Origin of the sequence: Alistipes timonensis JC136 (genome assembly GCF_900107675.1) — a bacterium.
Classification (GTDB): Bacteria; Bacteroidota; Bacteroidia; order Bacteroidales; family Rikenellaceae; genus Alistipes; species Alistipes timonensis.
In genome coordinates this window covers 1-12,887 of record NZ_FNRI01000004.1, presented here as the reverse complement: position 1 = coordinate 12,887, position 12,887 = coordinate 1, and the positions used below count along the sequence as shown (strand labels likewise).

Below are 12,887 nucleotides of genomic sequence, written 5' to 3'. Positions count from 1 at the left end.
CGTTGCGGGTCCGCCCTTTTCGTTTTTGCAGGCTATATGAAAAACGCCATCGCCGAGAGCAGTTTGCGCAATTCGGCCAGCGCTCCCGAGATGTGGTACTGCACGGTCTTGGGGCTGATGTTGAGCGCCTCGGCGATATCGTTGTAGGACATGTTCTCGTAACGGCTCATGCAGAAAACCCGCCGCCGCTGCTCGGGCATGTTGCGGACGGCCAGGTCGATCATCTCCAACAGGTCGTCCGTCGACACGCTTTCGTCGGCCTGGGGCACGGCGGGACTCTCCGCAGCTCCGGTTTCCGCCTGATATTTGGACTCCACCTGCCGGTGCTTGTAGGCATTGAAGATGGCATTGCGCGTCATGCGGAACAGATAGCCCCGAAACGAAAGGACGGCCCCGAGTCCCCGGCGCTGTTCCCAGATTTTCAGGAAAATATCATGCGTAACATCTTCGGCGTCGGTCCGGTCTTTGAGCAGCCGGAAGGCGAAATCACGGACCTTGGAGGCATAGCGCAGGTAAAGGATATCCAACGCTTCGGAATCCCCGTCACGGAGTTTTTTCAGGATGATATGTTCGTCGCAATCCATAGTCGGTCGGTGCAAATATAGATTTTAAGCGAATAAATTAAAAATCTTTTCTCCTTTTTTCACGATTTTTTAACGGAACGGCGGAAATATAAAAAAAATTGTACGAACTGACTGGCCATCGCCGCCGGCAAGTTGTCTTATTTATGGAACCGGCTCCGAAAACAACTATTTAACCTGAAAAACTCAACATGAAAAAACAGCTACTATTCATTGCGGTCCTGCTGTGCGCATGTCTGGCGGGCAGCTGCAAGGACGACGATCCGGCGGCCCCCGACAGCCTTTACATGCACAGCACGTCGGGAACCGTGGAGGCCGCTGCCGGCACACAGTCCGTGACGATCTACACCACCTGCGGCTGGAAGGCCACCGGCGACGACTGGATCACGATCGACCCCCTTTCGGGAGGCGAAAAGGGCATTTTCGCCGTTCACCTCAGCTTCGGGGCCAACGACACGGGCGCACTGCGCACCGGCCGGGTCGTCTTCGAGGCCGGGACCTATTCGGAAACCTACACCCTGACGCAGAAAGCGCAATAAACCGCAGCCCCTCTAAAACCGGCACACGATGAGCAAAACGGAACGCAAGCGAATCATCGACTACATATTCCGCCATCCGGACACCCCGGAAGACATCCGGCAGCAATTCGAACGCTGGATGCTGGCCCGGGAGCACGACTCCGGGATCGACGAAATCCTGTGGGATATCTGGGAACACCATGCGGCGCCCGCCTCGGAGGAGGAGGACCGCAGGGGACTCGAACGGCTCCGGGCATCGCTCCGCGCAAGCCGGGTCCGCACGCTTCCGCGCCGCGTCCTGCGCTATGCAGGCATGGCCGCCGCCGTCGTGCTGGTATTCCTCGGAGGCTATTTCGCCGCCACGCAGACGCTCGCACCCGAAAAGGAGGTCACGCTGCTGACTGCCAAGGGACATGTCGGGGAGTTCACCCTGCCCGACGGGACAAAGGTGTGGCTCAACGGCGAAAGCCGATTGAAGTACAACGCGGAATTCTCGGGCAGGACCCGCGACGTGGCCCTGACGGGCGAAGCGTTCTTCGAAGTCCGGAAAGACACGCTGCGGCCGTTCCGCGTCAGCATGAACGACCTGCAGGTCGAGGTGCTGGGCACCTCGTTCGACGCCATGAACTACGCGTTCGGATCGAGCGAGGAGGTGGTGCTCAAAACCGGCTCGGTGAAGATCTCCGGGGAGCATCTCCGAAGCCCCGTGACGCTGCGTCCCGACGAGCGGTTCTCGCTCAACCGGCTTTCGAAACGCGCCTGCGTCGAAAAGGTCGACGCGCGGAATTACAGCCAGTGGTTCTCGCCGCGTCTGATCTTCGACAACACGCCGCTGAAAGACATCATCATCAACCTCGAACGGAGGTACAATATCGAAATCTCCCTCTCTTCGAACATCTCGCCTGAAAAACGACTGTCGCTGGTCGTCTGCCACGAACCGCTGGAAGACCTCATGGAGGTAATGTCCTCGCTGATGTCGATCCGCTACCGCATAGACGGCAACCGCGTCCTGATCACCCAGAGATAAACCCTGTAACATAGACGGTCTGTCCCGAAACCTCCCGCAACAAGAGGCTCCGGCATACCCTTTCATTTGAAAAACCGAATCAAACACAAACCGAAACTATCATGAATGAACTCAACGTTTTGAAACGGATCTGCCGGCATCTGTTCCTGGCGGTCCTCCTCTGCGCGGTGTCGGCCGCCACGGCTTCGGCCCAGGTCCCGACCGTCACCGTCGATGCGAAGAACGTTACCATCAAAGAGCTGTTGCAGCGCATCGAAGCCAACAGCCAGTACACGTTCGCCTACATCGACGCCGACATCAACCCCGACAAACGGGTGTCGGTGAAGGCCGTCAACCGCAGCATCGCCTCGATCATCGCCGAGGTGCTTCCCAATGTGAATATGGAAGTTAAGGGGCTGAAAATCGTCCTCACGGCCAAACGGGGGGGGGAATCGCAGACCCGCCCGGCCGCTGACGCCGGCCGCACCGTGAAGGGCCGTGTGACCGACGAAAGCGGCGCGCCGGTGATCGGCGCCACCGTCATCCTGAAAGGCACCACGGTCGGCACGGCGACCAACGCCACGGGCGAATACGCCATCGACATCCGGCAGGCCGACGCCGTGCTGGTCTACTCGCTCATCGGCTACAACAAGGTCGAGGTGGCGCTCTCCGAGGGCCAGACGCAGGCCGACGTTACGCTGAAAAGCGAGGCGATCGCCATGGACAACGTGGTGGTCGTGGGCTACGGCGTGCAGAACAAGCGCGACGTGACGACGGCCATCTCGTCCATCAAAGCCGAAGACTTCGCCGCCATGCCGACGGCCGATTTCCGCGACGCCATGGCCGCCAAGATGCCGGGCGTGCAGGTGCTCACCCTGGGCGGACAGCCCGACGGCAACGTTTCGATCCGCATCCGCGGCATCCAGTCGGCCACGTCGGGCAACGACCCACTCTACGTCATCGACGGCGTTCCGTGCGACGCCCGGGCCTTCTCGAACCTCGAAAGCAGCGACATCGAGAGCCTCGAGGTGCTCAAAGACGCCTCGGCGGCGGCGATCTACGGTTCGCGCGGTTCGTGCGGCGTCATCCTCATCACGACCAAACGCGGCGAGGGCGAACGCCCCGTCGTGAGCTATGACGGCCAGTTCAGCGTCTCGAACGTCTCGAAGACGATCGACATGCTCAATGCCTATGAATTCGCCAAAATCTTCAAAGAGGCCCGCGACGGCGCCTACCTGTTCAACGTCCCGACGGGTTCGATCGACGACCCCTACGAGGACCGTCCCCAGACCTACCACCGCGTCGACCCGCTCATCACGGCCTACCTGCAGGACAAGACCGGCACGATGACCGACACCGACTGGCAGGACGCCATCTTCCGCACGGCCTATTCGACCAAGCACTCCGTATCGGTCTCGGGCCGCACCAAGACGCTGGGTTACTACATCGGCGCCAACTACCTCTACCGCGAGGGAACGATCATCGGGTCGGATTTCGAACGTTACAGCCTGCGGGCCAACATCGACGGCAAGCGCAACCGGCTGAAATACGGCGTCAGCTTCTCGCCCTCCTACTCGAAGACCAACTACATCTCCTCCGACACGCAGTACGGCAGCGACGGCGTGATCGCCTCGGCGCTGATGGCGCCCCCGGTCTTCCCGGTCTACAACGCCGACGGCTCCTACAACTGGGACATGAACGGATTCCTGCGCGTCAACAGCTGGGACACCCAGACCAACGAGGTGCTCAACCCCGTGGCGCTGGCGCTCGAAATCGACGACGTGCGCGAGAAGATCAACATCCTGGGCAACGCCTATGTCTCCTATGAGTTCATCAAAGGGCTGGAATACAAATTCACGGCCGGCGGCGACTACTACTCCTACATCCGCAACTACTACCGTCCGTCGTACATCCCCCTGCGCGGCCTCAAATACCTCGACGCCCCGTCGGACCCCAAGGCGCAGAACAACATGCAGTCCTACTTCCACTGGACCATCTCCAACCAGCTCTCCTTCAACCGCACCTTCGGCGACCACTCGGTCAACGCCGTGGCGGTCTACGAAGCCGAGAAGCAGAGCATCCAGACCTCGCAGATCGTGGGCACCGGCACGGCCGGTGACGACAAGATCCGCACCACGAAGGGCAAGACCATCGACCTGGCGGAGACCTACAACAACAAGTACGCCTACACCTTCGCTTCGTGGCTCGTGCGTGCGCAGTACTCCTACAAGGGCCGTTACATGGTTTCGGCCTCGATCCGCGGCGACGGTTCGTCGCGCTTCGCCCCCAACACCCGGTGGGGTTATTTCCCGGCGGCCTCCGTGGGCTGGCGCATGAGCGACGAGAGCTTCCTGCGCAACGTGAAATGGCTCGACGACCTGAAACTCCGCGCCAGCGTCGGCCAGACCGGCAACGCCCAGATCGGCAACTCGGAATACCTGGCGCTCTACAGCATGACGAACGTCGATCTCGGCAACGGGCTCACCTCGCAGGTCTATCCCACGCAGATCGCCAACAACGACCTGGGCTGGGAGAAGAACACGCAGTACAACGTCGGTCTGGATGTCAGCCTGTGGCGCGGCACCCTCGGATTCACCGCCGACTACTACTATTCGAAGACCACCGACATGCTGTTCGACGTTCCGGTTTCGTCCGTGTCGGGCTTCACCTCGTCGAACGTCAACATCGGGTCGATGCAGAACCGGGGTATCGAGCTGGCGCTCACCTCGCGGCGCAGTTTCGGCGACTTCTCCTACGCCTTTGCCGCCAACTGGTCGCTCAACCGCAACAAGGTGCTGAGCCTCGGCGACGAGAACGCCGACATCATCAAAGAATCCTCCTACGCCGGCGGTTACTACCTCACGCGCGTAGGCCAGCCCGTCGGCTGTTACTACCTGCTCGTGCAGGACGGCATCTTCCACAACCAGGAGGAGCTGGACTCCTATCCCCATTTCGACACCACGACGATCGGCGACTTCCGCTTCGTCGACGCCAACGGCAACGGCATTCTCGAAAAGGACGCCGACCGCGTGATCGTAGGCAACTACATGCCCGATTTCTACTACGGCTTCTCGGTCAACCTCTCGTACAAGGGCTTTGACCTGGCGGCCAACTTCCAGGGCGTCTACGGCAACGAAATCCTGAACCTCGAACGCCGCTACCTGCTCAACATGGAGGCTTCGTCGAACATGATGAAGGAGTCGCTGCAACGCTATCCCTACGGCGAACTGAACCGCGCGACCCGCAAATCGAGCGGCAACAACGGCGCCTGCACCTCGACGTTCCACCTCGAAGACGGCTCCTACCTGCGCCTGCAAAACCTTTCGCTGGGATACACCTTCCCCGACCGCTGGACCCGCAAGGCCGGCATCTCGAAGCTGCGCATCTACGTGCAGGGCACGAACCTCTTCACGTGGACCGACTATTCGGGCTACAACCCCGAGGTCAACAAACGCTCGACGGACGCCCTGCGTCCGGGCGAGGACTACTGCTCCTACCCGCTGTCGCGCACGTTCAGCGTCGGTGTGAACTTTAACCTGTAATCAAAAATGACGATGACCATGAAACCGAAATATTTCCTTGCGCTGGGACTCCTCGCACTGGGCCTGGGCTCGTGCGGCGAAAGTTTCTTCGAACAGTACCCGAGCAACAACATCACCGAAGGCAACTTCTACAAGACCGACGACGACTTCAACCAGGGAGTCGTGGCGTGCTATGCCAAGCTCAAAACGCAGATGAGCTTCCACCTGACGGAGATCGGCTACCGCAGCGACGAGAACGTCCTCGAATCGATGGCCGTGTCGACACAGGACCGCTACGACATCGACCACTTCGCCGAGACGCCCAGCAACGGCATCCTGAGCGACATCTGGGATGCGTGGTACAACGGCATCTACCGCTGCAACGACGTGCTCGACCACATGGCCGGAGCCAAGATCCCCAACTACGACAAATACCGCGGCGAATGCCTGTTCCTGCGGTCGTGGTGGTATTTCAACCTCTACCGGGTCTTCGGCGTGGTGCCCGTCACCCGCACCGTGACAGCCCCGGCGGCCGCCAAACTCATTCCCCGCTGCACGGAGGAGGAGATGTACACGCTGCTGACCGAAGACCTCGCCGAAGCGGCCCGGCTGCTGCCGTCGACACCGGGTCCGGAAAAGGCCCGCGTGGCGAACATCGCGGCCTACACGCTGCTGGCGAAGGTCTACCTCACGTTCGGCAAGCCCGCCGAGGCCAAGACGGCCCTCGAAGAGGCGATGAAGAACACCTCCTACGGACTGGAATCGACGACGAAAAAGGTTTTCGACGTGGGTAACAAGATGAACCGGGAGATCATCTTCGCGCTCTACTACAACAAGACCAACGACAACGGCCACGGTTACTGGTACAGCGCCAACACGGAGGTATTGGCCGACATCCGGAACCCGACACCCGAATTCAAAGCGATCTACGACGGCGAGAAGGACAACCGCCTGCCGCTGATCGGCACCTACACCAAGATTTCGAGCAACCTCTACGCCATGACCAAATGGTACGACACCTACGACGCAACCTACACGACGCAGGTGGGCAACGATTTCCCGCACCTGCGCTATGCCGACGTGGTGCTGATGTACGCCGAGGCGCTGGCCGAATCGGGCGGCAGCCTGGGCGATGCGCTGGAGTGGCTCAACAAGACCCGCACGCGGGCCGGGCTCGACGAACTGACGACCGACGAGGTCAAAAGCCTGGCGGAGTTCCGCCGCGAGCTGGCCGCCGAACGGGGCCGTGAGTTCGCCCTCGAAGGCCACCGCTGGTTCGACCTCGTGCGGCTGGGGCTGGCCGTCGACTATTTCCGCGAAATGGGCTACTCGCTCGATTCGCACAACCTGATCTTCCCGATCCCGCAGAACCAGATCGAAATCGTGAACAACCCGTCGATTCTCTGGCAGAATCCCGGTTTCAATTAACCAACCACTTAAGTCATAACAAGCATGAAAAAGATAATCAACCTTTTGCTGATATCGTTCATCGCCGCGGGCCTCACCGCATGCTGGAGTGAGGATATCCCCGAAGCCGGAGCGGCCCGCCACCAGGTCACCGATCTCACCGCCACGCCGGGCGACGAGGAGGTACTGCTCGCCTGGAGCCTGCCCGAAGGCTGGAACCCGACGGACTTCATCGTCTACTACACCGACGCTGATTCGGAAACGGTCACCCTGCGCACGGGCGGCGAGATGAACTGCACGGTCGGCGGACTCGTCAACGACACGCAGTACACCTTCTACGTGCAGGCTGTCTACGGAAAACTCGTCTCGAACTACGTCGCCGCCGTCGGCAGACCCGCCACGACGCGGTTCCCGGTCACCGACCTCACGGTCGATGCGGGCGACTCGTTCGTGAGCCTCGCGTGGACCAAGCCCGCGACGACGGTGCTCTCCTACACGCTCTCCTACTACAACGAGGACGCACCCGACAACGTCGAGCAGCAGACGCTCGACAAGGACGCGACGAGCGTGACGCTCGACAAGCTGACCAACGACAAGAACTACTACTTCTCGCTGACGGCCAACTACGAAAAGGGCGCCTCGGAACCGGCCACCGCCAAGGCGATGCCGACGCTGGCTATCCCCTACATCCTCGACCGCGACCAGGCGGCCCAGAACCAGCCGATCACCTTCTCGTTCAACACCCAGGACTACCCGACGGCCACCGACGTAAAGTGGACCTTCCCGGGCAACGTCGTGAAGGAGGGAACCGTCGTGAAGTACGGACTGGGCACAATCGGCACGCAGACCGTGAAGCTGAACGCCATGATCGACGGCAACGCCCGTTCGTGGACCCTGGAGGTCGAAATCCGCGAATACGTTATTTACAGCACCGACTGGGCGCAGGACGGCGCAACCTACAACGGATTCAAAGGCACCTGTCCGGTGTTCTCGCCCGACGGAAAGACCGTCTACATCGTCACCTTCAACAAAGTCTCCGCCCTCTACGCCTTCGACGTCGCAACGGGCAATGAGAAGTGGCGTTACGTGCCGTCGGCCAACACCGGCAGCTACAACATGCTCACCGTGAACCCCGTGACGGGCGATATCTATTACGGTACGACAAGCAACGGGCATTTCTACGCCGTCACGCAGGAAGGCAAGCTGAAGTGGACCTTCGCCGAAGCGGGTTCGATGCAGAGCGCCGCCCCGGCCGTCAACGCCGCCGGAACGGTGGTTTATATCTGTGACAAGAGCGGCAGCACGTTCGCCATCGACGCCTCTTCGGGTCAGAAGATCTGGAACTTTTCCGCAGGCGTCGCCGGAGGCGGCCTGCTGGTCAACGGCAGCGAACTGCTGATCGGAGCCGAAAACAACGCCTTCTTCGTCAACATCGAAACCGGCGAGCAGATCGCCAAGGTGGCGCTGGGCTGCAAGATGAGCGACATCACCGGATTCGCCGTCAGCAACGACAAGACGCTGGCCTATTTCGGGGCCGCAAGCGGTTACATCGGCGCGGTCGACCTGACGACGCACACGGCGAAAACCCCGCTGCTGGCGGAAACCACGAATCCCAACACCATCTACGAGCCCGTCGTGGCCCCCAACGGCTCGGTCTTCGCAGGTTCGAAGAACGGTTCGGTCTACAACGTGAAGGGCGACCTTTCGGCCGTCAACTGGGTGCATGTCCACACCGGAAAGGCCGTCGGCAACACCTACAACTACTCCCACCCGTGCGTAGACACTGAAAACCGGTTCTACATCACGGCGGGACAGCCCACCAACACGTCCTATATCTTCGATGCCAACGGCAACGTCCTCGACTCGTGGAGCTATACGGGAGCCACCGCCGCGGCGCAGCGCCAGATGGGCGGAAACAACTACCTCGACGGCGTGTTCTACTCGGCGTTCATCGGCAGCGGCGACCAGAACGGCATGTTCGTCGGCAAATACGTCGGCGGCGAGCGTGCTTCGAGCTGGAGCACCCACGGCGGCGACATCTGCGGATCGTGCTGCGTAAAATAGGACAAAACGATGAAAAAACTACTGTTCATAACGATAGCCTTTCTGCTGGCCGCCGGGGCTGCCCGGGCCGAATACCCCGTGGGCGTATCGCTCGGCATGGTGAAAGTGCCCGAGCCCGAAAAACTCGCGCAGATCAAAGCCGCGGGCATCGACCACGTGGAGGTCGTCTTCAACTATTTCTGGCGCAACGCCCCCGAGAACGAGTGCTACACCCGCGCCTACCGCGTCCGGGCGATGCTCGACGAGGCCGGGCTCGAAGTCTGGTCGTGTCACCTGCCTTTCAGCCGTACGCTCGACATCTCGGTACTCGATCCGCAGCGGCGCGAAGAGAACGTCCTGCTGATGGAACGGATGATCCGCCTGGCGGAGATTTTCCACCCGCAACGGCTGGTGCTGCATCCCAGTTCGGAGCCGATCGCCGACGAGGAACGCGAAACCCGCCTGCAAAACTCCGCCAACTCCATCGGCCGCCTCGCATTGGCCGCCAAAGGGATCGGCGCGGTGCTCTGCATCGAGAACCTGCCCCGCACCTGCCTGGGACGCAACTCGGACGAGCTCATGCGGCTGATCGGCGACTTCCCCGAGGTGATGGTGTGCTTCGACTCGAACCACTTGCTCCAGGAGGAGCACGCCCGCTTCTTCGAGAACGTGGGCGGCCGCATCGGCACGATCCACGCTTCGGACTACGACCGTCGTGACGAACGCCACTGGCTGCCGGGCGAAGGCGTCATCGACTGGCCCGACTTCCTCCGCCGCCTGCGTGCGTCGGGCTACAAGGGGGTCTTCATGCACGAAGTCCGCGCCGGAGAGAACGCCACGCCCGGGAATGTCGTAAAAGCCTACAAAGAGGTCATTCTCGGCAAAACGAAAAAATAACCCACCCTAAATGTACAAAGCCATGAACAACATAAAATTCCATCTGTTCCGGGTCCTGCTGCTCTGCGTCGGAACGGGATTCCTCGCCATGGGCTGCTCGAACGACGACGACGATTCGCCCCGGGAACTCGCTTCGAAAACCACCCTGACGCTGTCGAAATACTACAACGACAAGGGAGCGACGACGCTGCCCACCTGGGGCAGAAACGACAAGGCCGGACTGTTCACCGCGGACCAAAGCGCCCCGGAGGCCGTCTATGCGGCGCCGATCCAGCCGGGATCGCAGAAATCGCTCTTTCTCTTCACGCTCAGCGCGCCGCAGCACGCCGCTTCGACGGTCGTCGCTTTCTGGCCCTCGGACGCCGATCTCCGCTGTGAGAACGGCACGCTGAAAACCGTCGTCCCCACGGCGCAGACGGGCGCTGTCGCCCCGCTCCTCGCCGGCAAGGCCACGGCGCGGCTCAACGCCTACGAGGGTTGCAGCATGGAGCTCACAAATCTCTTCTGCACGATGTACGTCAGCGTTAAAAAGGGCAACTACTCGGTCAGCAAGGCGGTCGTGAAGGCCAACGGCGGCGAAGGGATCGCCGGAGACCTCACGGTCGGCATCGACGACTGGTCGGCATCGGCATCGGCGCAGACGATCACCGTGACGCTGCCCGCACCCCTCGACTGTTCGAAAGAGACGCAGCTGATACCCGTCATGGTCGCTCCCGTAACCCTGTCGCAAGGCTACACCGTGACCCTCACCGACACCGACGGCAATTCGTTCTCGGTCGAAAAGACGGAGTCCGTGACCCTGGAGGCCGGAGGCAAGCACGAAACCGACGACGCCCGTTCGAATTTCGTGACCGAACTGATTTTCTGCGGCGACAACATGGTCTACATGATCGACGCCGGACTGGCCGACGAAACCACCTACAAGGATGCGGTCACATGGAGCTGGGACGCGACCGAAGCCGCCGCCGTGCTCGGGCTCGACAAGAGCCGCTGCAACCACCTCGACGACTGCAAGCCGGTGGACAACGGCAAGAAACTCCTGTGCACCAGCTCCTACAACTGGTGCGTGCTGCTCGACATCGCCACGAAGGAGGTGCTGTTCCACACCACGGCGACTCCCAACGCCCACTCGGCGGAACTGCTTCCCGGCAACCGCATCGTCGTGGCCTGCTCGGAGGGCAGCGGCGCGGGCAATAACTCGGTGCAGCTCTACGACATCTCGCAGCCCAACCGGATTCTCTACCAGTCGGCGCTCGGCTCGGCGCACGGCGTCGTGTGGAACGAAACGACCCAGCGCCTCTATGCGATCGGCGGCCAGAGCCTCCAGATCTACAAACTCAAAGACTGGGAGACGGCAACCCCGTCGCTCGAACTGGAAAAGACCGTACAGACGCCCCAGGGCGGCCTGCACGACATGAGCTACGTCAATTCGAACACGCTCTGCATCGGCGGACGCCGGGCCTATCTCTACGACATCGGCGCCAACCAGTTTACCGAAATGACGCTCTTCAGCGCATCGACGGCTATCAAATCGATCAACTACAACGACGAGACGGGCGAACTGTGGTACACGGATTCCACCAAACCCGAGGGCTCGCAGAGCTGGTCGACACAGACTATCCGCTACTCCACGGACAAGAATGCTTCGACGGAGACGCGAACGATCAAAGTTCCCGATCTGGACATGTACAAGGTCCGCGTGATGAACTGGTAACGCGGAGCGGATTCCGGCAGAAAATCGTGTATGTCCACGCGAATACACGATTTTCTTCATATATTTGCATTTCATTGACACCAACCCAAACAATCCATGAAAAAACTGCTTATTCTTCTTTCAGGACTGCTGCTTTTACAAACCTCCTGTTCACACACCGAATCCATTCCCGGCACCCGTGCCGAACGGGTTGTTTCGGAGATTCACGATCCGTCCTCGAACAAGGTGCTTGTCGCATGCCACCGGGGCGACTGGCGCAACTGGCCCGAGAACTCTTTGGCGGCCATCGAATCGGTGATCGGCATGGGCGCCGACATCGTAGAGATCGACCTTGCGCTGACCTCGGACAGCGTGCTGGTGGTCTGCCACGACCGGACGCTGAACCGCACCACCACCGGCAAGGGCCTCATCGCCGAAATCCCCTACGACTCCATCCAACGGTGTTTCCTCAAATCGGGCCATGGCGTGGCCACGTCGCACCGCATGCCGACGCTTCGTGAAGCGCTGGAACTCTGCAAGGACCGCATCGTCGTCAATATCGACAAGGGCTACCAGTACTATGACCTCGTGCAGCGCCTCTCCGAGGAACTCGGGGTCACCGGGCAGCTCCTCATCAAAGGCAAAAGCCCCGTCGCGGACGTCGCCGCGAAGTTCTCCCGCTACGAGCACAACATGATGTACATGCCCATCATCGACATCCTCAAACCCAAAGGGCAGGCGCTCTTCGCCGAATACCTCGGCACGGACACCGTACCCCTTGCCTACGAGGTTTGCTGGTCGGAATACACCCCCGCAGTCGAATCCTGCATGAAAAAAGTGCTGGCCGGCGGCTCGAAACTGTGGGTGAACTCCCTGTGGCCTTCGCTCTGCGGAGGTCTCTGCGACGATGCGGCCTTCGAAGGCGACCCGGCGGCCGTCTACGGCAAACTCGTCGACATGGGCGCCACCCTGATCCAGACCGACCGCCCCGAACTGCTGATCTCCTACCTCCGCTCGCGCGGACTGCACGACTGACCCCATGAGCCGCATCACCGATTTCTACCGCATCAGCCCTCCCGCCCCCGGGCGCGAGATGGACGACGACGCCCGCTCGAAGTACTACCGCCGTCTGCGCCTGCAGGCCTTCGTCGCCGCAACGCTCGGATACAGCCTCTATTACGTCTGCCGCACGAGTCTCAACGTCATGAAGAAGCCCATCCT

9 protein-coding genes and 1 pseudogene are annotated in these 12,887 nt (G+C 60.9%); 9 read left to right on the top strand and 1 reads right to left on the bottom strand.

Annotation, left to right across the window (positions count from 1 at the left end):
• Window positions 1-32: 32 nt before the first annotated feature.
• Entirely contained in the window at window positions 33-584 is a 552-nt protein-coding gene (locus BLU78_RS06150) for an RNA polymerase sigma-70 factor (RefSeq protein WP_010261992.1), read from the bottom strand.
• Window positions 585-772: 188 nt separating this feature from the next.
• Between BLU78_RS06150 and BLU78_RS06145 the strand changes: the two genes are divergently transcribed.
• The 9 genes and pseudogenes from BLU78_RS06145 to BLU78_RS06105 form a co-directional block, all read left to right on the top strand.
• Window positions 773-1,120, top strand: a complete 348-nt coding sequence (locus BLU78_RS06145; RefSeq protein WP_010261989.1) for a BACON domain-containing protein — start codon at window positions 773-775, stop codon at window positions 1,118-1,120.
• Window positions 1,121-1,148: 28 nt separating this feature from the next.
• Window positions 1,149-2,126 (top strand): FecR family protein, encoded by a 978-nt coding sequence (locus tag BLU78_RS06140; RefSeq protein ID WP_010261986.1) that lies wholly within the window; start codon window positions 1,149-1,151, stop codon window positions 2,124-2,126.
• 101 nt (window positions 2,127-2,227) lie between these two features.
• Window positions 2,228-5,647 (top strand): SusC/RagA family TonB-linked outer membrane protein, encoded by a 3,420-nt coding sequence (locus BLU78_RS06135; RefSeq protein WP_010261984.1) that lies wholly within the window; start codon window positions 2,228-2,230, stop codon window positions 5,645-5,647.
• Between the two features lie 18 nt (window positions 5,648-5,665).
• Window positions 5,666-7,054 carry a RagB/SusD family nutrient uptake outer membrane protein gene (locus BLU78_RS06130; protein WP_026020707.1) on the top strand — a complete coding sequence of 463 codons (1,389 nt, stop codon included), beginning with the start codon at window positions 5,666-5,668 and terminating at the stop codon, window positions 7,052-7,054.
• Window positions 7,055-7,078: 24 nt separating this feature from the next.
• A complete protein-coding gene (locus BLU78_RS06125) occupies window positions 7,079-9,097 on the top strand; it encodes an outer membrane protein assembly factor BamB family protein (RefSeq protein ID WP_010261979.1) in 2,019 nt (672 codons plus the stop codon).
• A 9-nt stretch (window positions 9,098-9,106) separates the two neighbouring features.
• Complete coding sequence (locus tag BLU78_RS06120) at window positions 9,107-9,973, top strand: sugar phosphate isomerase/epimerase family protein (RefSeq protein WP_010261976.1); 867 nt, start codon at window positions 9,107-9,109, stop codon at window positions 9,971-9,973.
• Window positions 9,974-9,995: 22 nt separating this feature from the next.
• A complete protein-coding gene (locus tag BLU78_RS06115; protein ID WP_231290801.1) occupies window positions 9,996-11,687 on the top strand; it encodes a DUF6528 family protein in 1,692 nt (563 codons plus the stop codon).
• A 96-nt stretch (window positions 11,688-11,783) separates the two neighbouring features.
• The gene (locus BLU78_RS06110; protein WP_074712040.1) at window positions 11,784-12,701 is read left to right on the top strand and encodes a glycerophosphodiester phosphodiesterase family protein; all 918 of its coding nucleotides are present in this window, start codon (window positions 11,784-11,786) and stop codon (window positions 12,699-12,701) included.
• A gap of 4 nt (window positions 12,702-12,705) precedes the next feature.
• A pseudogene (locus BLU78_RS06105) lies at window positions 12,706-12,887 on the top strand (MFS transporter); the annotation flags it as partial.